15 protein-coding genes are annotated in these 23986 nt (G+C 36.8%); 6 read left to right on the plus strand and 9 right to left on the minus strand.

Annotation, left to right across the window (positions count from 1 at the left end; genetic code table 11):
* Nucleotides 1–60: 60 nt before the first annotated feature.
* The 4 genes from BC781_RS03810 to BC781_RS03825 all read right to left on the minus strand — a co-directional run bounded on the left by BC781_RS03810 (nucleotide 61) and on the right by BC781_RS03825 (nucleotide 6272).
* The gene (locus BC781_RS03810) at nucleotides 61–591 is read right to left on the minus strand and encodes an OmpH family outer membrane protein (RefSeq protein ID WP_109615907.1); all 531 of its coding nucleotides are present in this window, start codon (nucleotides 589–591) and stop codon (nucleotides 61–63) included.
* Nucleotides 592–741: 150 nt separating this feature from the next.
* Nucleotides 742–3291: an outer membrane protein assembly factor BamA gene (gene bamA / locus BC781_RS03815; RefSeq protein WP_109615908.1), complete on the minus strand. Its 2550-nt coding sequence runs from the start codon at nucleotides 3289–3291 to the stop codon at nucleotides 742–744.
* Nucleotides 3292–3348: 57 nt separating this feature from the next.
* Complete coding sequence (locus tag BC781_RS03820) at nucleotides 3349–4086, minus strand: isoprenyl transferase (protein WP_109615909.1); 738 nt, start codon at nucleotides 4084–4086, stop codon at nucleotides 3349–3351.
* Nucleotides 4087–4319: 233 nt separating this feature from the next.
* The gene (locus tag BC781_RS03825) at nucleotides 4320–6272 is read right to left on the minus strand and encodes a BamA/TamA family outer membrane protein (RefSeq protein WP_109615910.1); all 1953 of its coding nucleotides are present in this window, start codon (nucleotides 6270–6272) and stop codon (nucleotides 4320–4322) included.
* 194 nt (nucleotides 6273–6466) lie between these two features.
* Between BC781_RS03825 and BC781_RS03830 the strand changes: the two genes are divergently transcribed.
* The 3 genes from BC781_RS03830 (at nucleotide 6467) to BC781_RS03840 (ending at nucleotide 9618) form a co-directional block, all read left to right on the plus strand.
* On the plus strand, nucleotides 6467–6985 hold the full coding sequence (locus BC781_RS03830; RefSeq protein WP_109615911.1) for a TRAP transporter small permease subunit: 519 nt from the start codon (nucleotides 6467–6469) through the stop codon (nucleotides 6983–6985).
* Between the two features lie 31 nt (nucleotides 6986–7016).
* Nucleotides 7017–8321 carry a TRAP transporter large permease gene (locus BC781_RS03835; RefSeq protein WP_109615912.1) on the plus strand — a complete coding sequence of 435 codons (1305 nt, stop codon included), beginning with the start codon at nucleotides 7017–7019 and terminating at the stop codon, nucleotides 8319–8321.
* Nucleotides 8322–8439: 118 nt separating this feature from the next.
* Nucleotides 8440–9618 (plus strand): dicarboxylate/amino acid:cation symporter, encoded by a 1179-nt coding sequence (locus tag BC781_RS03840; RefSeq protein ID WP_109615913.1) that lies wholly within the window; start codon nucleotides 8440–8442, stop codon nucleotides 9616–9618.
* An 82-nt stretch (nucleotides 9619–9700) separates the two neighbouring features.
* On the opposite strand, the gene BC781_RS03845 is transcribed toward BC781_RS03840, so the two are convergent.
* Nucleotides 9701–11719 (minus strand): OmpA family protein, encoded by a 2019-nt coding sequence (locus BC781_RS03845; RefSeq protein WP_146201616.1) that lies wholly within the window; start codon nucleotides 11717–11719, stop codon nucleotides 9701–9703.
* 290 nt (nucleotides 11720–12009) lie between these two features.
* Between BC781_RS03845 and BC781_RS03850 the strand changes: the two genes are divergently transcribed.
* The gene (locus BC781_RS03850) at nucleotides 12010–14340 is read left to right on the plus strand and encodes a lamin tail domain-containing protein (RefSeq protein WP_109615915.1); all 2331 of its coding nucleotides are present in this window, start codon (nucleotides 12010–12012) and stop codon (nucleotides 14338–14340) included.
* 58 nt (nucleotides 14341–14398) lie between these two features.
* Here the strand turns inward: BC781_RS03850 and gyrB are convergent, their stop codons facing one another.
* The 3 genes from gyrB to ribH all read right to left on the minus strand — a co-directional run bounded on the left by gyrB (nucleotide 14399) and on the right by ribH (nucleotide 19567).
* Nucleotides 14399–16336 carry a DNA topoisomerase (ATP-hydrolyzing) subunit B gene (gene gyrB / locus BC781_RS03855; RefSeq protein ID WP_109615916.1) on the minus strand — a complete coding sequence of 646 codons (1938 nt, stop codon included), beginning with the start codon at nucleotides 16334–16336 and terminating at the stop codon, nucleotides 14399–14401.
* A 251-nt stretch (nucleotides 16337–16587) separates the two neighbouring features.
* Nucleotides 16588–19005, minus strand: a complete 2418-nt coding sequence (locus BC781_RS03860) for an efflux RND transporter permease subunit (protein WP_109615917.1) — start codon at nucleotides 19003–19005, stop codon at nucleotides 16588–16590.
* 79 nt (nucleotides 19006–19084) lie between these two features.
* The gene (gene ribH, locus BC781_RS03865) at nucleotides 19085–19567 is read right to left on the minus strand and encodes a 6,7-dimethyl-8-ribityllumazine synthase (protein ID WP_109615918.1); all 483 of its coding nucleotides are present in this window, start codon (nucleotides 19565–19567) and stop codon (nucleotides 19085–19087) included.
* A gap of 254 nt (nucleotides 19568–19821) precedes the next feature.
* On the opposite strand from ribH, the gene BC781_RS03870 reads away from it, so the two are divergent.
* Both BC781_RS03870 and BC781_RS03875 read left to right on the plus strand, forming a co-directional pair.
* Nucleotides 19822–20667, plus strand: coding sequence for an alpha/beta hydrolase (locus BC781_RS03870; RefSeq protein WP_109615919.1), 846 nt, complete (start codon nucleotides 19822–19824; stop codon nucleotides 20665–20667).
* 247 nt (nucleotides 20668–20914) lie between these two features.
* Complete coding sequence (locus BC781_RS03875; RefSeq protein ID WP_109616582.1) at nucleotides 20915–21523, plus strand: deoxynucleoside kinase; 609 nt, start codon at nucleotides 20915–20917, stop codon at nucleotides 21521–21523.
* A gap of 62 nt (nucleotides 21524–21585) precedes the next feature.
* On the opposite strand, the gene BC781_RS03880 is transcribed toward BC781_RS03875, so the two are convergent.
* Nucleotides 21586–23946, minus strand: a complete 2361-nt coding sequence (locus BC781_RS03880) for a TonB-dependent receptor (RefSeq protein ID WP_109615920.1) — start codon at nucleotides 23944–23946, stop codon at nucleotides 21586–21588.
* Nucleotides 23947–23986 lie beyond the last annotated feature (40 nt).

The raw sequence follows: 23986 nt of genomic DNA on the forward strand, positions 1-23986 counted from the left end.
GCTACGAAAATACTAATTATGAATTATAACTTCCCACTTTTTTTAAGACAACTACTTCTTTTATTTCGTTGTGTCTTCAGGGTCACCTAAATCTAACTCTTCCAATACAAAATCTGTGTAATTGTGCTTAGGATCAGAATAGATCATGATAAGATCAGCAGATTTATCAAATAAAAATTGTAGCTTTTTTTTCTTACAAACAGTTTCTGCTGCTTTCGCAATCTGATCTTGTATTGGTTTTACTAGTTCTTGGCGCTTCAAAAAGAGGAGTCCTTCATAGCCAAAGGCATTGTTCTGATACTTATAAAGCTCATCTTTAACAGTGGCTATTTCGGCTAATCGCTCTTCTTTCATTTCTTCAGTGAGTAGAATCTCATCTTGGAGGTACTCACGTTCCATGTCATCGATCTTCTTTCTACGATCTTTAATTTCTTGTTTCCACTCACTCGCAAACTCATCAAGCATCTTCTGAGCTTCCTGATATTCGGGCATTTGATCCATGATCACTTGCGTATCAATATATCCGAACTTCTGAGCATAAGCAGAAATTGAAATCGAAAAGGTAAAAAGGAGAAGAAATAAAGATTTCATATCTTTTTTAATATTGATCGAGAAGCATTTTAACAAAAAAAATTCAGATATAAGAATGATCGTATAAGTGAAAACTGAATTTTTGGAAAATTTATGATAAAGCAATAAAAAAGCCCCTCAATAGAGGGGCTATATATAATATTTCTAAGTCTATCTGAAAGTCTGACCAATTGTAAAGTGGAACTGGCTTCCTCCGATATTCCCTGTTCCAGGAACATCATCAAATCCGTATCCCCAGTCAATCCCCAGCATACCAAATGCAGGCATAAAGATACGAGCACCAAAACCTGCCGAGCGCTTCAAGTCAAATGGATTGAACTCATTAAATGTCGCCCAGTTGTTTCCTGCCTCAGCAAAACCTTGTACATAAATAGTAGCTGAAGGGTTTAGAGAAACAGGGTAACGTAATTCAAGTACATATTTGTTATAAACGGTACCACCTTCTCCATTTGTTGATGGAGGAATAATCGAACCGTTAGGATAACCTCTCAAACCGATAGTCTCTGTACCTAACAAATAGTTTTGGTAAGTAATACCGTCACCACCCAAAATGAATCTTTCAAATGGACCTAAGCCTTTTTCATCGTTATAAGAACCTAGGAAACCAAGGTGTGCACGAGTTGCCAATACCAAATCACCCACTAGCTTTTGATACCAGAAGTTATCAAACATCCACTTATGGTACTCAACTAGTTTGAATCGGTCATCATTTGTAATCTCTGGATCGCTAAAATCTTTATCAGAGAATACAGAATATGGAGGAGTCAAACTGATTTGCAATTGCATCTGAGAACCTTGTCTTGGATAAGTTGGGTTATCTACAGAGTTACGTGCAAATGTTGTATTGAATGCTAAGTTGTACGAACGTCCTGTATCATAAGAACCAAATCCTGTAGCTCGGAAGTTATCCAAGTTGTAGATACGGTAACTGATCGAGTTACTCATCGTAAACCAGTCATCTGGCCATGTCAGACGTCTACCTAAACCAACTGTAATACCTCCAATTCCAAGAGATCCTGTTACATTGTTACTTGCGTCAAACAATCTCTCAACTGAATACTGGAAACTCACAGACAATGAGTTTGGTTTTCTACCTCCTAACCAAGGCTCTACAAAACTCAAAGAATATGTTTGGTAAACTTTACCGTTTGCTTGAACTCTCAATGAAAGCTGCTGACCATCACCTGAAGGAAGTGGTCTCCACTTACTAAAGTCACCTACATTTCTTAGAGAGAAGTTATTAAATACAAGACCTACTGTACCTACAAATCCGTAGAAACCTCCCCAACCACCAGAAAGTTCAATCTGGTCATTTGGTTTTTCTTCCAAACTATAAGCAATATCTACAGTACCTGTTGACATGTTTGGAAGTGGATTGATACCAATTGTCTCAGGGTTAAAGTACCCCATTTGCATCAATTCACGTTGTGTACGAATCAATAAAGAACGGTTGAACTTATCACCAGGAAGTGTTCTCACTTCACGGTGAATAACGTGGTCACTTGTCTTTGTATTACCCGATACTAAAATCTTACTGATTGATGTTTGCTCCCCTTCTGAAACTCTCATTTCAATATCAATTGAATCTTCTTCAACCAATACCTCTACAGGAGTAATTCTTGAGAACAAATAACCATCATCCATATACAATGCTGATACGTCTCTTCCTTGAGGGTTAAATGTAAGACGAGTCTCTAGCTCACTCTTATTATATACATCCCCTTTTTTGAAACCTAATACAGCTGCAAGTTGCTCATCTGTATACTTATAGTTACCAACCCAGTTAATATCTCTGATATAGAAACGTTGACCTTCATCGATCTCCATTTCTACACGTACCATTTCTTTTTCGTCTACAATAATATCAATTACTGTATCTCTAACGATTTGGGCATTTCTATATCCTTCTTCGTTATAGAAATCAATAACATTGGCTTTATCTGTTTCGTATTCTTCAAGAATGAACTTTGAAGGTGTAAAGATTCTGTAGAAGCGCTTTTCCTTTGTCTTCTTCATCTTACGTTTTACAACCTTCTCTTCAATTTGCTCTACGCCATCCAGTTTGATTTCATCAATTTTTACTTTCTTTTTCTTATTGACTACAAACTTTAGAATAATACTATTTGAAAGTACTGGATCTTTCTCCTTAATGACTTTTACCTCACAATTTTTAAATCCTTTTTCAGCATAGTGCTTCTGGATAATATTTACTGAGTTTTTCAACATTGGATCAGTCACAATACGACCTCTCATCAAGTTGATTTTGTCTTCAAGTGTACTGGCTTGTCCTTTTGGAATGCCTTCAAAAGAATACTTTGAAAGTTTCGGACGTTCACTAAGTTCAATCTGAAGGTAAACATCAGATCCTTTAATTTCTGATACAGAGATGGATACATCTCCCACAATACCAAGACGCCAAAGCTTTTTAATGGCATTTGATATATCTTCTCCCGGTATCTTTATTTTGTCTCCTACTTTAAACCCTGCAATATTGATCAAAGCGTTTTTGTCATTGAATTGAGCTCCAACAACATTCACACCTGCAATCGTATATTCAACGGGAGCGGCATAGCTAATTCCATAATCGCTTCTATAAGATTTGGTATCTAGACCAAATTGGGCAAAGGCATTGCCGGATACCAAAGCAAGAAGCAGCGGTAATAAAAGATACTTAAAAAGTCTCAAACCGTTTTGATTCATTATTCCCAACACTGTAACTTTTACATCTATTCTGTAGGATCCAAAAAAATGATTCTATTAACTACTCACTTGTTCGCTTGTCATCCCAAATCGTCTTTCTCGATTTTGATAAGCATACAGTGCTTCGTGCAGCGTGTGCTTACGAAAATCAGGCCATAGGGTCTCAGTGAAATATAATTCAGAGTAGGCTAATTGCCAAAGCATGAAATTACTAATACGTTGTTCCCCACTGGTACGAATCAATAATTCTGGATCAGGTATATTACGAGTACTTAAATTTTCGGTGATAGTGTCAAGGTCAATCGCATCTTCCTCAATCAAACCTGCTGCAACCTTTTTAGAAATATTTTTGATTGCATTGAGCATGTCCCACTTCCCACTATAATTCAAAGCAAGAATGAGGTTGAGTCCTGTGTTATTAGCAGTCATTGACATGGCTTCTTTTAAGGATTTTTGACAATTCCTTGGCATGGCCTCAAGATCACCAATAACTGATAATTTGACTTTATTCTCGTGAAGGCTACTGATTTCTTTATCTATAGTTTTAACTAACAGTTGCATTAAGGCATCTACTTCCAATTTAGGACGATTCCAATTTTCTGTAGAAAATGCAAATAGTGTAAGGTATTTCACCCCTAGTTCACCACACCCCTCTGTTACTTCTCTGACCGCTTTAATAGCACTCTGATGACCAAAAACACGTCTAGCGCCTTGTTTTTTAGCCCATCGTCCATTCCCATCCATGATTACGGCTATATGCTCCGGGATATTTGTCAGATCAATCTTCTCTTTCATTTATACTACAGTCTTAGTTAATGCTTACACATTTTGCTAATGATCAACAAAAATAGTCTTATAAGTTAGTTTCACAAAATAGTTCCTTCATTTCGCCTTGATCTATCAATAATTTCTTAATAAAAATTTATTCACGTTTATTCGAAATTTATAAATCCAAAGTTACAATGTTTCAGTTTTCACAAACCTTTTCTTTCATTTAAGAAGATTTAACTGCAAAAGATAATTTTGATTTACCTATATGGGATTATTTCTGGACGCCTACTTTCAAAACCTTTAATCTCAAAAGGGATACTAGTACTCAGCCGTATACTAAACTTCGACTGTTCGGGTATATCATTGGGTATATAGCCTATTTCTAACTCCAAAATATTAATTGACAAGTTTTCATTTAGTGTCCGAAGTCCGAAGCCAAGACTATGGTACCTAGGAGATTTAAAAATACTGTCAGATGTATTTTGTGCAATCGTACCAACACTCCAAAATCCAAAAAACGCAATCTTAAAGCCATAAAACTGATAAGGGCTGAAGAATACAATTTCAGGCTCAACTACAGCTCTTTTTTTTCCAAAAAGTTCACGTGATCTCACATTATTCAAACCTACATCTCTGTTCAAAATGACAGAATCACTTTCAAAGCGATTAATTCCATTTAAATAATTGAGATTGATGAAGTAGCGAAAATTCCAGTCTCCTTTTCTAAAAAGTCTAGAGAAGTGAACAAGCTCTACATTGATCACCCCTTGATCTAAACGAGCACTATCTATAAAACTTCCTAAATTGAGTTCTGCCCGATAATACCCCCCTTTCTTATTTTTTTGACCAGAAGCAACAGTTACAGCACCATAATAGCGGTCTTCAAATTCTCCATTTTCATATCCGCCTGTAAATTGAAGAAGGTGCCCGAGTGGAATATCCTCTGTTCTACCAAATCCACGTACTAAAGAAGTGACATAGAATTTACGATCAGACACACCAATATTTGCCAAATACTGATCATAATTATGATAATTGTAATTGAGGTTTTCCTCAACAGCAGGTCTAATCGTATAATTCTGCCGATTAAAACCAACTGAAGTGATCAAGCGATAATTATATTCATTGCTAAGTTTATATGCTCTACCAAACCATGCATCTGCAAAGGTACCTTCAGTATCCATCCGATTACCTAAAGTATCAATTTCTAAGGCCCGTCTTCGCAATTCATAGCGTCCTCCAACACCTCCTGCATATTTAGTGAGTGGAGAGAAAAACTCTCTTTCTAAGCGAATCCCTTGCAATTCCCGATCTGCATGCGACTCATAATCACCTTCTAGTCTGATAAATGAACCTCCAATATTTACAATTTCATACTCAATATCTACGCCTAAATTTGGTGGTTCATCTCCTCTATAAACTCCTTCGAGTGTAAGGCGGTGTCCTAAACCTGCAATATTGCCATGTCTCAATCCGAAATCAAACCTAGAAGTAGAGCCGTAAGAGCCAACAGGAATAATAGCCCATTGATCTTTTGTCACAATTTGTAAAGACACAGAATCTTCTGATTGGGTAGGAAAAAGGTTGATACGGGCATCTTTAATAAATGACAATTGACGGATAAGACGCTCACTGTCATACATTTTAGCAGCAACGACCTTTTCACCTTTTTTTACGATCAAGTTATTTCGGACAACATGCCTTCGCGTTAGCGTATGAATTTTATTAGCCCAAGCCTCAAAACGATCGACACTTGCCCTACTATAGCCATCTACACTTGTACCAAAAGGGGGAAGCCGTATAATCTCAACATCTTTAATAATTTTTCCTTCATATGCAGTCCAATATTCTTCCCTCCGAGAATCTCGAACTTTAGCCGGTTTGTTATTACTTCGATCAAAAAACCAAGAATACAACTGTCTTCCAACTCTACTCTGATCCGCTTTAATCTTCAAAGAATCTAAAAACTGCTCTGTTCGTTCCACATCCAAAGAGTCAAAACTGTACTCCATATCTACAGGGACTTCTAACACAGTATCTCGCTCAAAAGAGTAGACACTATCCCCGATTACGATAGACTGATATGCTCTCACTCGAATTGTCTGATAAACCTTTAGGGAATCGTCTTGAGCAAAACCTAAAAGTGTTTCAAACAACAGAATAATCAGCAGTATTATTTTTTTAGAGCTTTTGAAACTCAAGCTATTCATTTAAAACTATCGGCCTTTGGTTTTTAGTGATAAAAAGCTTCCTCTTTTCAATTCTGTAAACAGTGAATTTATATGGTTTAGCTTTAGTCAAGCTATTAAAAAAGCTATATGCTGAGGAAATTGTATTATATTTATTTACAAAAAAGCTAATAATTGTTCAATACCAACACAATTTCCAATAAACAATCTTTAATATGCTGAAAAAATCAATTTTATACTTTTCACATACTATCCAAAAGCTGAATGAACATATTGGAAAAGCGATCTCTTGGCTTGCTCTTCTTTTAGTTTTACTAATCTGTCTAGATGTATTTCAGCGCTACGTTCTGAGTTACTCCACACCTGCTATTGCTGAACTTGAGTGGCACTTATTTGCAATTCTTTTTCTTATTGGAGCGGCTTACACCTTAAAACACGATAAACATGTTCGAGTAGATGTGTTTTACAATCGTTTTTCACCTAAAAACAAAGCACTCGTAAATATCTTTGGTACTATTCTTTTTCTCTTTCCATTTGCGTGGATTATACTCAAGGCTAGTATTCCATATATTGAAGCATCTTACGCCATCAACGAAAGCTCTACTGACCCAGGTGGATTACCTGCTCGTTACCTGATCAAATCAAGTATTTTTATTGGTTTTACACTATTGCTCCTTCAGGGATTTTCTCTAATCATCAACTCCATGTTAGTCATTTGGAATCAAGAAGATTAAACACATCACATCAAGCTAACTTTACTAAATCATGATTGTCCTTTTACTTTTTGCTACCTTATTCATTGCCTTACTTTTTGGCTATCCTGTTGCTTTTACATTAGCAGGTGTTTCTATTATTTTCGGATATTTCGTTTTTGGGATAGACCTTTTCTACCTTCTTCCATTACGTATTTTCGGTACGATGAGTAATCAGTTACTGATGGCTGTTCCGCTATTTGTATTTATGGGGGTAATGCTTGAGAAATCCGGTATAGCAGAACGACTACTGAATATTATGAGCCTTTTGCTTGGGCGTTTGAGAGGGGGACTCGCTATTTCAGTCATTTTGGTAGGAACGATGCTCGCTGCTTCCACAGGAATAGTAGGCGCGACAGTCGTTACTATGGGTTTGCTCAGTCTGCCTATTATGCTGAAAAAAGGATACAGACCTGAGATAGCAACAGGCGTGATTGCTTCATCGGGGACACTCGGGCAAATCATACCTCCAAGTATTGTACTTGTTCTTCTAGGAAGTGTTATGAATGTTTCTGTCGGAGATTTATTTATAGGTGCTGTCATTCCTGGCATTTTGCTAGTCGGACTTTATATCGCTTATATTTTTATTTTGAGCATTGTCCGACCAAAAGATATCCCATCAATCTCAACCGATGCTTTAACTGAATTCAAAAATCAAGAAGGCTTTGTAAAAACTATTATCAGTGCTTTTGTTCTTCCGTTCTTACTTGTCTTAGCGGTATTAGGCTCCATTTTCACAGGTATTGCCTCTCCTACTGAGGCTGCTGGAGTTGGTGCTTTTGTTGCGACTTTACTGACTGCATTTGAGAAAAAATTAAATCTCAACATTCTAAAAGAAGTCATGCGAGAAACTACATTTCTCACGAGTATGGTATTTCTGATTCTAGTAGGGGCAACTTCTTTTGGTCTTGTTTTTAGAGGTATTGGTGGGGATGAAATTTTAATTTCGTTTATTCATTCTTCAGAATTATCACCAATAGGATTTTTACTCATTGTCATGCTGGGGATGTTCATTCTTGGCTTCTTTATCGACTTCATAGAAATCGTTTTTATTTTCATGCCTGTAGTCACCCCTATTTTCCAAGCTTATGACATGAATTTAGTTTGGGTAGCCATCTTGGTTTCTCTGAATTTGCAAACCTCATTTCTGACTCCTCCATTCGGATTTTCATTGTTTTATTTAAAAGGCGTTGCGCCGCCATCGGTTCGAACGTCTCACCTGTACAGAGGTATCATCCCTTTTATCCTAATCCAATTATTGGTACTTAGTATCGTGATGTTTTTCCCAGAAGTAGTTACTTTTTTAGGTTCTCAATAAAACGTGATCGTATCCTAACAAGCTCAAACATAAGCTAATTTGCAAATCTTGTTGTTCTATAAGTATTACTTTCGTTGATGTAGTAAATACACCTCGATATAAAAATCACAAAATACTTATGGCAAAACTTAAAGGGATAAAACTTGGGCTTCTCCCCAAGCTCATCATTGCAATATTTATAGGAATCGGCTTAGGTAACTTAGATTATTTCTGGATCATTCGCCTCTTGGCTACTTTCAATGAGATTTTCGGGAATTACCTAGGCTTCATGATTCCACTAATCATTATCGGATTCATTGTACCAGGAATTGGAGATTTAGGAAGTGGAGCAGGGAAACTACTAGCCCTTACCGCTGGTTTAGCGTACTTATCCACAATCACGGCAGGTGCTATAGCTTATGGTGTGAATTCGGTGGTCTTACCCAATTTATTGGAAACAGGTTCCTTTTCATTAGAGTCTTTCTCAACCTCAGAAGGCGGCATTACTCCTTATTTCACTGTTGAAATGCCTCCACTTATGGGAGTAATGTCGGCTTTGTTATTAGCATTTACACTTGGACTCGGGATCACTATTCAGAAAGGGAATGCATTAAAAAACATAGCAAATGAGTTCCAATTGATTATAGAGAAAATAATTACACTAATTATCATTCCTCTACTTCCGTTTCACATTGCTGGTATTTTCGCCCAGATGACTTACACTGGTCAATCCACTTTAGTCTTATCCGTATTTATCAAAGTATTTCTAGTGATTTTTGCACTTCACTTTATAATGCTTTCTATCCAATATACCATTGCTGGAATCTTAAGTAAACAATCGCCTCTAAAACTATTAAAGACGATGCTTCCTGCATATTTTACGGCCATTGGTACACAATCTTCGGCAGCGACTATTCCTGTTACGCTTCGACAAGTCATCAAGAATAATGTAAGAGAAGATATAGCAGACTTTACGGTTCCATTATGTGCCACAATTCATTTGTCTGGTAGTACGATTACACTTACAAGTTGTGCAATGGCTATTATGATGCTTAACGGTATGCCTACAGAATTTGGGGCTATCTTCGGTTTTATAATGATGCTAGGTGTGACCATGATTGCAGCTCCGGGTGTTCCTGGTGGTGCTGTAGTGGCTGCACTTGGCTTGCTCGAAACCATGTTAGGTTTCCCGCCTACCTTAACTTCTCTGATGATTGCTCTTTATATGGCTCAAGATAGTTTCGGTACAGCTTGTAATGTCACAGGAGATGGTGCAATTTCTATTATGGTTGACCAACTTTCTGGAACGAAAAAATAATTTCCAACATATTATGAATAGAAAAGGTCAATAGAATTTAAGTTTCTATTGACCTTTTTTTGAATGAGGAAAACTATAGTCTTTAAATCTCTAAAACCTTAAATTCAACCCTTCTATTCATCTTTTTTGACTTATAATCTCGTTTTTGGGTAAGTGGCTTTGTACTTCCAAAAGCCTGTGTCTGAATACGATTCTCTTCAATACCATTATCTTTAAGGTATTTCTTCACCGTCTGAACTCTTTGTTCCGAAAGCGCTAAATTAATTTCAGGATCACCATCTAAATCCGTATGTCCTTCCAATAAGATTTTCAAGGTCGGATTTCCTTCTAGAACAGCCAACAATCGTTGTAATTCCGTCACTGACTCATACATTACCTCCGCTTTACTTTGCACAAAAATCAAATCCTTTAAATTAATTCGTTGTCCAATTTTCAGTGGGTGCAACACAAGGTCAATCTGAGCATACGAACTCTCACCAGAAAGCTCCACTTTTTGCTCAGAAAGGTAATATCCTTTCACATCAGACTTGAAAGTAAAACTTTGAGAAGCAGGTAAAATCACCTTAAACTCTCCCGTTTTCAGATTAGGAGTGAAAAAACCCTCTGTCTTACCTTCACGGTTCTGATACATGACTTGAGCAAAGATATTTTCATTTGTTTCTGCATCATAAATTCTTCCACGCACTTCTACTACTTTCTTTGGGGCTAAATTTTTAGGTACATTAAACGTATAGATATCAGCTCCTTTCCCTTCTGTATCTAAGCTCACATAAAAGCCTTGTTTCCCTTTCGCATCCATACAGAATGAAACCTGAGAACCTTCATTATTGACTTTCTTTCCTAAATTCACTGGTTTAGACCAATTCTCCCATGTCTCATCCAAACGCTTACTCATATAAATATCAGCCTGTCCGTAGCCGCTATAACCTGTAGAAGAAAAGTATAGTGTTTCTCCATCAGGGGCCAAGAAAGGTGTCATTTCATGAGATGCTGTATTGATCGAACTGCCAAGATTTAAAGGAGCTGACCACTTTCCACCTTCACCTCTAAAACTCACATAAAGATCTCTTTCGCCAAACGAATAATCTGTTTGTTGAATAGACATAATCATCACCCGATTATTCGTTGCTAAATAGAAGTCTCCAATATTTGAATTATTCTGAAAATCTGGAATTTCAAGAGGAACAGGTAATCGATCTGAGTTTTCATTTGCTATAGAAAGTCCTTTCGCCATTTCTCCATTCTCTAAATACACATTACCCAATAGCATATTCCCATTGAGATCAATTGCACAGACATAATTATTCCCTGTATTATTAATCGGAGGACTTAATAATTTAGGTGTACCCCAATAGTTTCCTTTTCGGTCAACATACCAAATATCATCCATTTTTTTGTCACCATAATTTTTAGGATGACCTCTTCGTACAAAGTACAATCTATTCCCGTCAGGACTAATGACTGGGTTGATTTCATCGAATGATGTATTTAAAGCGCCCTTTACTTTCTCTACCTTAAACTCCATCAACTCTTTCCCCTCATAAACAACAATTTTAGGCTTCACCTCACTATCAGAAATTCCTATGGCATCAATATGATTAAAACCTTTCACCTTTGAAGTTGACAGGAGAACCTTCACTTCTTTTACTTTATAATCGGTGAGTTCGGGCAACATATAAGAATATAATCCTCCTTTTGTTTTTGAATTTTTGAACTCGTCTTTTGTATAAACAACATGATATCCATTCCCTTCATCGATAAACATGATTTTAGATACAGCTCCTGGGTTATACGTTTCTGCAACCAATACTTGTTTTACTGCTTGCGCTTCAGCAAAACGTACATGAATCCATTCGGGAAAACTTGAAGAAGGAGAAGCTGGCGACCAAGCGCAACTAGAATTTCCTATTGCAGGTAATTTATTAGGTTCGCCTAAAGCTTGTGTTGCTTTATATTGGGTATTAATCTTTCCTTTTAATTTATACTCAGTAGAAACGCCTACCACTTCACTAGCCCACTGAACTTTTTGAGCAATAGAATATGGTATAGCGAAAACTAATAAACAGAGAAAAAGAATAAGTTTAGGTAATTGTGGTTTCATACAACTATCAATTGACGGTTTGAATATCACCAAAGAATCATCTGGCTTAAAGTATTGAAAGATGTAAAAAAACACATTTGAAAAAATGTCAATTCGCAACTGTATCTCACACAGTTACCTTTTACTAGCATAATACATTTTCTAAGTTCAGGCATTTTCATACATAGGCGATAATACATCACTTTACTAAGAAAAGTCACTTTAAATAAGTACAATGCTTAATTGATTAACCTCTATCGTCTATTTTATACTTCCCTTTTTAACCCATTATTCACCCAATATCAATTATTTTGACTCCAAAAATTATACTTCAAGCCAAAACGCTATTCTTAAGCCTTTTATTCTTCATCTCATTACAGAATATTTCAGCTCAAGTGGGATGGGTTAATGAAATTCATTACGACAACAATGGTAGCGATAGTAACGAAAACATTGAAATAGCCGTACTTACAAGCTCTATTTCAGACTATAACCTTCTCAATCTACACCTAATAAATGGAGCAGATAATCAGATTTATGCTTCTGTAGACATAGGAGTCAATTATAGTTCAATCTCTACAAATGGAGCGTACACTATTCTGACTTGGGAAAAATCTGGTATCCAAAATGGTAGCCCCGATGGTGTATTGCTCACCTACAATGATATTCTTCTAGACTTTATCAGCTACGAAGGGAGTTTGAACAACATTTCTGTAGCGGGATTCACTGATATTTCATCTACTGATATAGGAGTCGAGGAATCCAATACAACTCCCTCCAATTACTCACTCCAAAGAACAGGGATTGGAACTGATGCCACATGGACCACTCCTTCAGCTGCTTCTTTAGGAACTGAAAATAGCGCAGTCGGGCAAAACCTTAATGCGACTCCTAGAATACAAGAGTACAGCCCAAATGAAACAGCTATTTATTACCAAGCTGAAACTGAAATCACACTCACATTCTACAATGAAGTAACACTTACGGATGGTTGGTTTGAGCTTCTAGGAAGTAGCCAAGGAACAATTCTATGTGAAGCTTCTACCTCTGATCAAAAAAGCTTTACACTCAGCCCTCAAGAAAGTTTTGATTATGGACAATCCATTACAGTAAACTTATATGCAAATAAAATTGCGAATGCTGATAACCCAACTCAGTTTATGGATGAGGATATTTCTTTTTCTTTTGATATCACTCCCAAAGTTCTTATCAATGAAATATTAGCCGATCCTCACAACTCTCTTTCCTTTGGAGATAGCAATATAGATGGCATTCGAGATGCTTATGATGATGAGTTTATCGAATTTGTTAACCCCACTCCTATTGATCTTGATATTTCTAATTGGACAGTTACAGATGCTGAACTTGAGAGGCATGTTTTTGAAGATGGAACCACCTTAAAGGCAGGAGAAGCAATTATTGTTTTTGGAGGGGGAAACCCAAATGCAAATTTTGGTTGTGCTCAATATGTAATTTCATCAAATGGCTTTTTAGGCTTGAACAATACCGGTGATATCATTAGTATCAAAGATGAAAATGGGAATTTAATTGATCAAGTCACTTACGGAAGTGATGCGAACTCAGATCAATCCATCACAAGACAAAGAGATGCACTCGGAAAGACTTTTTCAACACATTTATCCATTAGTGAAGACTACTTTTCTCCTGGCGTTCAAACGGATCTCACTCCTTTTGCAGATAATAATTGTCCATCTATTTCATTTACAGCTGATACTTTTGAAGTTACAGAATCGAACTCTGAGTTATTTGAAACTAACAATATCGTAAAAGTGAAAAGAGATGGAGACCTTTCTGGCGCTCTAACAATTGAAATACATGACTTAGAAAGCGGTGACGCCACTGGAGGAAATAATCCTGATTTAGGGATTGATTATGACAATAGCGAATTCCCAATAGAAATAATTTTCTCGAATGGTGAAGGAGGTGAAAAAGCAATCAATATCCCAATTCATGGAGATACTGAACTTGAAAGCAATGAAACCATCCATCTTTCAATTCAAATAAAAGAAGCTGAAACACTCCCATATATTTCTCCTGTTGAGACTGTATCACTCTCTATCATTGATGATGAAAATATCACACTTCCTATTCAATTGATTTCCTTTAAGGGAGAAATAGAGAACTACAATTTGTCTTTGAATTGGGCGACAGTCTCTGAAGTAAATATCAAATCCTTTGATATTGAGACTTCGGAAAACGGAATAAATTGGATGTCAATAGACAGAGTAAATGCAAATGGTTTTGAAGCTGCTATTCAAAAATACCAATGGAGAAAAAACGTATTTCCTAGTAACCCCAAATATGCTAGACTCAAGATTAAAGAATCCGATCATCAATATTCCTACACAGATATTCTTCCACTTACCAACACTCAAAAGGCTAATATTTTAGTTTACCCATCACAGATAGAAAGTGGCCAGCTCATTCATATTCAAAGTCCCTCTGTAGCACTTCAAGAAACTGAGATTTACAACTTATTTGGTCAACTCATTTACTACAGAAAATTTACTGAGAACATTTTTAAAATACATCTTGATATTCCTTTACAAAATGGCTTTTACCTTATTCATACTATCGATCAGCTTGGAAAAAGGCATATCCAAAAGATTATAGTAGAATAAAAAAACGGGATAACTCTAATGAGTTATCCCGTCAATATCTAATTAAATACGAAGTTGATTAAGCATCAACATTAGCGTATTTAGAGTTTTTCTCGATGAATTCACGACGAGGTCCTACTTCATCTCCCATTAGCATAGAGAACAAGTGATCAGCTTCTGCTGCTGACTCAATCTCTACTTTGTTTAGACGACGGAACTCAGGATCCATTGTCGTACTCCAAAGCTGCTCAGGGTTCATTTCTCCAAGACCTTTGTATCGTTGTACGTTTACTTTTCCTTCTTCTCCACCAAACTCTGCAATTGCATTGATACGATCTTCTTCAGTCCAGCAATAGCGTTCTTGCTTACCTTTCTTCACTAAATAGAAAGGAGGCTGAGCGATATATACATAACCTTTTTCGATCAACGACTTCATATAACGGAAGAAGAATGTCAAGATCAATGTACGAATGTGGCTACCATCCACATCGGCATCGGTCATGATTATGATCTTGTGGTAACGAAGTTTTTCAAGGTTTAAGGCTTTTTCATCCTCTTCTGTACCGAAAGATACACCAAGAGCAGTGATAATATTCTTGATTTCCTCGTTATCGTAAATTTTATGCTCTTGTGCTTTCTCAACATTCAAGATTTTACCCTTCAATGGCAAGATCGCTTGGAAGTTACGGTCACGACCTTGTTTTGCCGAACCACCCGCAGAGTCACCCTCCACTAGGTATACTTCACATTGAGCAGGGTCTTTTTCAGAACAGTCAGCCAATTTACCTGGCAAACTAGTCGTAGTTAAGACGTTTTTACGCTGAACCATTTCTCTCGCTTTACGAGCTGCATGACGTGCTTGCGCAGCCAAAACTACTTTAGAAATGATTTGCTTCGCTTCTTTTGGATGCTCTTCCAAGAACGTAGCAAGTGTCTCAGACATTGATGAATCTACAGCTCCTGTTGCTTCAGAGTTACCCAATTTTGTTTTTGTCTGACCTTCAAATTGCGGTTCTGGTACTTTCACAGAAACAATTGCTGTCAAACCTTCACGGAAGTCATCTCCAGAAATGTCCACTTTTGCTTTTTCAAGCATACCCGAACGATCTGCATAAGACTTCAACGTACGTGTCAAAGCTCTACGGAAACCAGAAACGTGTGTACCACCTTCATAAGTGTTGATGTTGTTTACATATGAGTAAACATGCTCAGAGTATGAGTCATTGTACAACATCGCAACTTGAACTTGGATACCAGATTTCTCACCTTCCATATAGATTGGCTCAGGAATCAGTTTGTGACGAGTAGAGTCCAAATAAGCTACAAACTCTCTCAAACCACCTTCAGAGTAGAATTCATCCGAAATTGGATTTCCTTCTTCATCCATTTCACGAAGGTCTTTCAACTTGATTCTGATACCTGCATTCAAGTATGCCAACTCACGAAGACGTGTTGCTACAGTTTCGTAGTTGTATACACTTGCCGTGAAAATATCAGTATCAGGCCAGAAATGAACCGTTGTACCGTGAATATCAGTGTCACCGATTACCTTAGCAGGATATTGCGGTTTACCGATTTTATATTCTTGTTGCCAAAGTTCACCATTACGGTGTACTGTAACTTTCAAATCTTTAGATAAGGCATTCACACAAGATACACCCACACCGTGCAAACCACCTGATACTTTATAAGTATCTTTATCGAATTTACCCCCTGCGTGAAGTACCGTCAAAACGACCTCCAAAGCAGATCTTTTTTCTTTAGGGTGCATATCTGTAGGGATACCACGACCGTCATCTGTTACGGAAATCGAGTTATCCTCATGAATTGTCACTTCAATGTTCTTACAGTAACCTGCAAGAGCTTCGTCAATAGAGTTATCGACAACCTCCCAAATCAGATGGTGTAAACCTTTAACTCCAACATCACCAATATACATGGCTGGACGCTTTCGAACTGCTTCAAGACCTTCCAGTACCTGAATATTGCCTGCTGAATATTCTTTATTCTCTGCCATAGGATTATTTCAAATAAATACGGCTAAAGGTACAATTTTAACTGCATATTTTCAAGCTATAAACCGCCTTTAAACGACTCAAATCATTGCATTTTTCATTTCATAGCACAAGTTCTGAGAATACAGCTCAAAAATGTGCTAATAGTACTTTTCCTTTAACTTAATTCTCTTCTGAAATTCGGTATTAAAACAAAAAAACGGCTAATCTTTGGTAGGAGATTAGCCGTTTCATTTATAAATGGAAATAATGATTACTCATTATCTCTTCTTTTTTCTGCACGAATCTGATTGAGGTCTATTTCCTCGTCTTCGTCTTCCAAATAGAAATCTTCTACTACCTCAAAAATTGGTGTAAACCTCATTTGTTGCCTTCTTACTTCAAAAGTATAAAGCAAACAAGGAAGAAGAACTAAGTTGGTCAACATGGCAATCAGCAGTGTAATAGAAGTCAAAAGACCTAAAGCTACTGTACCACCAAAATCAGATGCTGTGAAAATCACGAAACCAAAGAACAGTACAATAGAAGTATAGAACATACTCGTACCTGTTTCTCTGATACTGATATGAATTGCATTTATAGGATTGTATCGGTGCATTACCAATTCTTGTCTGTATTTCGCCAAGAAGTGAATAGAGTCATCTACAGATATACCAAATGCAATACTAAATACAAGTGCAGTACTTGGCTTTAAAGGGATATCAAGATAGCCCATAATCCCTGCCGTAATCAAGAGCGGAATCATATTAGGAATCAAAGAAATCAAGATCATTCTCAAATTCCCAAAAAGAAGTCCCATGATTATCGCAATCAAGAAGAATGCTAAGAACATACTGTTCTTCAAATTCTCAATCAAGAAATCATTACCCTTGATAAATACTCTTGTCGTACCTGTAATAGCGGCACTCAAACGAGAATCCTCAGTAATTTCATCAAGCCCAGGCCTAATTTTCGTATCAATCAATGAATCCATCTTGATAGAACCAATATCAGCCATACGCATTGATATTCTCAAATAACGTCCTGTTGAATCTACAAAGTTTTTAGACAGGTCAGAACCGCCATTTTCACCAGAATTCTTGAAGTATTTATTGATTGTTGCTAACTCCATTTTTGAAGGCAATCGATAATCTATCGTATCTCCTCCGTTATAAGCTTGATTGGCTGCTTTTAAGAAAGTAGCCATAGAAATAGCAGGTGAAACCTCGTCAATAGAAGATACAAAATCACTTATCTCCTCTATTTTTTCAAAAGTACCTTTTCTTCTATACCCTTTCTTACTGCCTGTATCTACTATAATTTCTAATGGCATTACACCACTAAAATTATCTTCAAAAAATGCCAAATCTTGTCTTACACTAAAACCTTCTGGAAGGTCATCTACCATGTAAGAATTAGATTTCACTTTCATCAGTCCTACAATACTTGCGATTACAATCACAAAAGTGGTAGCGTATACCCAAGTCCTTTTGGTTGTTACTACTTGGTCAATACCATTGATTAACTTACCAGTAGGTGTAAATTCTAAGTGCTTTAGCTGCTTTGTCGTTGGGTCTGGCAAATATGAAAGCACTGCAGGAATGTAAGTCACACTGATCACGAAAGTAGCGAAGATGTTAATCCCTGCTACAATACCGAACTCCATCATTCCTTGAATACCTGTGAAGATCAATACCATAAAACCAATAGCCGTTGTTGTATTGGTAATTAGCGTTACAAAACCGATTTTCTTAATCATTCTTGTAATCGCCTTGATCTTATTCTGATGGTGACTGTATTCTTGATGGAATTTATTGATCAGATAAATACTGTTTGGTATACCTATGACCACCAATATTGGTGGTAGCAATCCTGTCAGAATCGTAATTTTATAGCCTATGAGCCCTAATGTTCCTGTCACCCAAACGATCAGAATACCGATCATCATTAGTGCCACGATCACAGGTGTAAATGATCGGAAGAATAGGAACATTACTAGTACAGTAACACCGATTGAGATACCCAAGAAAAGGCTCATCTCTTTCTTCACCTTCGTAGATGTGATATAGCGGATAAAAGGCAATCCCGACCTGCGAATGTGTAATCCTGTTTCTTCTTCAAAACGATCACATTCCTGAAAAATCTCATCCATCATCGGGAATCGTTTTTCAGAGTTCAGGTAGTCACTCTCAAAAGCTATAACGACTAATGAAGCCCCCGTTTCGGCATTAAATACTTTATTCTCATAAAACTTTTGCTGGCTGAACAGTCCTCTCAAACTATCCAATTCAGCTTGCGACTGAGGCGACTTGTCAAAGACAGGCTTCAGTTCAAATTTCTTTTCGTCTCTGTTTACTACTAATTGTGGAAGGTTGGCTACACTAATAACACTGTTAACACCACTAATCCCTTCAACCTTTTTAGTAAAGCCTTCAAAAGCTTTGTAATTCTCAAACTCAAAGATCTTATCGTCTTCGAAACCTAAAATCAATGCATTGGCATCCTCTCCAAATGTTTCCAAAAATTGGTTGTAATAAACCATTTCGGGATCTGTATCGGGAATGATACGTAAGAATTCATAGGACATTTCAGCCTTTCGCCCTTGCCATCCCATAAAAACGGTAAACAGCAAGAGAGAAATGATAATAAATAAGCGATTTCGGAGAACGACTCTTGTAAATTTTGTCCACATAATTAAAACTAGAAAGACAACCCTCTTTTGTTAATCTTCACCCAAAAAATAACCCCCAACTCTTGGGGGCTTTCAACTTTTATTGATTAAAGCCTAGCATTTTTACGGCTGCCATTGCTGCTTCAACACCTTTGTTACCATGCTTTCCTCCTGCACGATCCAATGCTTGTTGCATTGTGTTTGGTGTAAGAACTCCAAAAATCACAGGTTTATCATATTTCAAAGAAACATTGGTTAAGCCTTGTGCTACAGCATGACAGATAAAGTCAAAGTGTTTTGTTTCTCCTTGAATCACACAACCTAAGCAGATTACTGCATCTACCTCGTCAAGTTGTGCCATATACTGAGAAGCCAAAGTCAACTCATAAGTACCAGGAGCATACTCTTTGAAGATATTTTCTTCTTTTGCACCTTCTTTTAGTAAAGTTTCAACTACACCATTGAACAATGATTCTGTGATGTCAGTGTAATAATCAGACACTACAATCGCAAAACGCTTGTTCGAAATATCAATATCTTTATTTTTTACGTACTCGCTTAAGTTTTTCAGTGATGATGCCATCTTGTACTATCTTAATTTTATCTATGTCAATACCGTGCAAATCTAATAAACTTAATGAATTTGATCGCCTATCTGATTTCTTTATCCTAAGATTTTTTGTAATAAATACAGAATTCTTTTCTATCTTCTTAAGATTCCCGACCTTTTGAATACTAGACTGTGTGTTTACCAACTTAAGTAACACATTATTCCTCAGAATCTAAGCTTGGATGTTAAGTCTAATCTGAAATCGTATTTTTTTAAAGAAAAAATTCATGCAGCAAAAAGAAATCTCATACAATACTCCAGATGGACAGGCCTTTTATGCTTACCAATGGAGCCCCGAACAGAAACCCAAAGCTGTTCTTTGCTTGGTACATGGTTTTGGAGAACACATCCATCGTTACGAACACGTGGCCAAGTTTTTTGTAGACCATCAAATTGCACTTGTAGGTTTTGACCTTAGAGGGCATGGACGTACTGAAGGTAAAAGAGGGATAGTCAGTTCATACGATCAATTAATGGATGATATTTCATTTTTTATTCAGCAGGTAAAAAATGAATTCCCAGACTCATCTTATATTTTGTACGGACACAGTATGGGTGGTAACCTTGCATTGAATTATTTATTGGCAAAATCAAACGAATTTGAAGGGGCTATTATCACGAGTCCTTGGCTAAGCCTTGCTAGCCCGCCCCCTTCTTTTGTTGTTTCTATCGCAAAATTTATAGGTAGTATTTTCCCTAACTTCACTGTGCAAAGTAAATTAGACGAAGAAGGTTTGTCTCGTGATTTAACGGTAGCTCAAGCCTACAAAGCTGACCCTTATGTACATGGCGTAATGGGTACTCAATTATTCACAGGAGTATCTGCTACAGGAAAATCTATAATAGAAAAAGGAGCTAATTTCTCCCTTCCCATGCTTCTTATGCATGGAAATCATGATACCGTAACATCTCACAAATCATCTCAGCAGTTAGCAGATAAAGCAAATGAAAATCTTCTATTCAAAGAATGGGATGAAGCAAGGCATGAACTTCACAATGAAACGAACCAAGAAGAAGTGATGAATTATATGCTTCAGTGGGTTGAAGAGAACATTTTAGTGAAAAAAGCATAGAAATATTTCCTATTTAAAAATCTCCAAATTCATCGATGTGATTTTGGAGATTTTTTATTGCATTTTATAAAGTCCTCGAAAACCAATATCTTGCGCTCGAAAAAGCGTACTTGTACTTTCTTTGATCTTCATTTTGATAAGAGATCGTAATGACTTTTTCATTAGGTAATGCACTTCTGTTACTTCATAAACAGATCAACACATACCTTTGTGTAGAGGGGAATATTTAGAGAAAGAAGAAAAAAGAATGAAATTAATAGCTGTTGAAGCGAATATAGGGGTAGGAAAAAGCACACTTCTACCGAAACTAGCAGATGAAATTGGTTTTACTCCAATTAAAGAAGATGTTGATGACCCAATGTTTACCAAGCTTCTGAAAGATTTTACAGACAATCCTCATGATACTGAGAAACGTCTTACCTTTCAAAAATACATTACAGAAACCAGAGCTAAGTTACTTAACAATATTCCTGAAGGAAATTATCTGATTGAGCGTTCGCTATTTTCAGACCTCATTTTCTCTCAAGTGAATATGTTGGGTATGGAACGCCCTGATGGAAAGTATTTGAGCTACTACTACGACATCATTGACGCTTTGAAGGATTACCCTCAAGTAGATGCTATTGTATATTTGCAAGCAGACCCTAAAGTGAGTTATGAACGCTTGCTTAGAAGAGGTAGAAATGCTGAGGCTGGTACTCCATTTGAGTATATCTTGGACCTTCATAATTATCATGAAGCAGCTTTACCTCAAATCTGTAGAACGTATAACACTCCGCTTATTCGTATAGACTGGAATAACTTTGGTAGTGCAAGAGACATTGCTGATAGATTGAAAAACCAAGATATCATCTAAAGAAAAACACCTCAAGCAAACAAAATGCTTGAGGTGTTTTTTTATATAAACACTATTGAAAATTATAATTTCATAGATACAGAGAACATCACATTTGTTCCTGCCTGTGGGTAATAATAATTCTCAGTGATCAACTCATTATCCCAATAATAACTAAAGGTATAACCATTCGCCTCGTAAGTATGATTAAAGATATTATTAATCTGACAAGCTAGATCAATAGACTTCATGAATCGAGGTTTGATACTGTATGAAAACCTCAGATCATTCACAAAGTAAGCATCTAACTTACGGTTTTCATTCGATGTATTATCCAAATATTGGTCGCCTACATATTTAGAGATAAAACTCACCTCAAAGTTTTTAAATGGACGGTAATTCAATTGCGCACCACCTACTACACTTGGACTAAATGCAATATCTGTATCTTCATAGGTATTATATCTTACAAACTCATCAGTACCCTCTGTGTAATCATAAACAACCTCTGTAAACTCAGCAATTTTATTGATGCTCAAAGCCAAATTGGCTGCAATACTTAACTTTGAATTGAAAGCATAGCTACCATCAAGTTCAATACCCATTCGGTAACTATCATCTACGTTTGTTCTGATATTTGAACCTACATCATTCAATTCACCTGTCACTACAAGTTGGTTAGTATAATCCATCAAATAATAATTCACATTCAATTGTGTATTACTATTTCTGAAACGGTATCCTAACTCAAAGTCGCGAAGAGTTTCATGTTTTGGTGTTACACCATCTAGCGCATCTACAAAGTCAGAACGTACAGGCTCTCTATTCCCAATACTATACGAAGCATATAAAGATGAATTTGGTGTCATTTGGTAGTTGATTCCAAACTTAGGGTTTACGAAATTATAAGTTCCTCCCGTATTGATATCTACAAGGTCATTATCATTTCCTTCTGTACGGTAATGAATGTAGCGATATTGAAGATCTCCGTATAAATTGAGTTTGTCAGACAACTGATAAGAAGCCTTTACATAGGTATTTGCTTCTTGCTTTTTTCCTTCATTGAAGTAATAGCGGTCTCCCCATTTTGCAGGACTCGCTGTTTCAGCCCAAATCACTTCTCCAAAGTGATCGCCCACATACTCATTAGCTGCTCCGCCAATATTTAAACTCAATCGATCAGAAGCATAATTAAGACTTAGCGTAAAACCATAAAAATCATTATCTAACCATCTCTGACGAATCAAATCTGTTTCTGCACCAGATTCCGACACCAATTGGTAATGAGCAGGGTCTTCACCTTCTTTATACTCTTCATAATACCCACGACCTTTTGTGTAATGCAAAGCACCATTCAATGTCCAGTTATCAGATAAATCTTGCGCCAAAATCAACTGATAATGGTCTTGTTGATAATTATCTGTTTGATTTTCGTAAGTATAATAGTTATAAGTTCGGTCTTCTTCCAATAGGTATTCTGGTACTCCCCACCAAGATTGGTATGTTTTTTCTTTTCCTGTCCAAGCATTCAACTTAATCATGGTAGACTCTCCGTAGTATCCTCCAGACACCCAAAGTGACTTAAGATCAGAAAAAGCCCTATCTACATAACCATCTGAAGTAATATTTGATAGTCTGACGTCAAAAGCAAATTTATCATCGATCAGCCCAGTACCTAATTTCACGGTGTTCTTCATCGTATTGAATGTACCGTAAGCATTATTGATTTCAGCATAAGCATCAGGGTTTACATTTTCAGTCTGAATATTTACTGATGCTCCAAATGCTGCGGCTCCGTTGGTTGATGTCCCGACACCTCTTTGTACTTGAAGTTGATCTACCGAAGAAGCAAAATCGGGCATATTCACCCAAAACACATTATGAGATTCCGAATCATTCAAAGGGATTCCGTTTACCGTCACATTGATTCGTGTAGCATCGCTACCTCTGATACGCATCCCTGTATAACCAACCCCTGCACCCGCATCTGAAGTAACAACCATTGAGGGGGTTTGCGCTAAAAGGAAAGGCATATCTTGTCCAAAGTTTTGTTTCTCAATAACCTCTTTATCCAAATTGGTAAATGTCATTGCCGTTTTGTCTGTTGCCCTAAGTGCATTGACAATAACTTGTTCTGTCATGATTACTTTTTCCTCCAAAGCAATCTCGATCGTTGTATTTTGCTTGAGCGTTAGCTTTTGAGTAAAAGTCTGATAACCAAGAATACTAACCTTCAGGTCATAGCTTTCAGCAGGAATGTTATCGAAAGCAAAGTTTCCGTCTGCATCCGTAATTGTTCTGTACTTTGTTCCAAGCAATTGAACATTGGCTGCAATTAATGTTTGATTGTCGTTAGCTGAAGTTACTTTTCCAGTAATACTAAATTGCGCAAAAGCACACACTGGTAATAGCCATACCAGTAAGCCAGATAATAATTGTTTCATTTGAAGTTGTTTAAAATCTGAAGACTAGGAAACGTCTTCG

It is taken from the genome of Sediminitomix flava (assembly GCF_003149185.1).
Lineage (GTDB): Bacteria > Bacteroidota > Bacteroidia > Cytophagales > Flammeovirgaceae > Sediminitomix > Sediminitomix flava.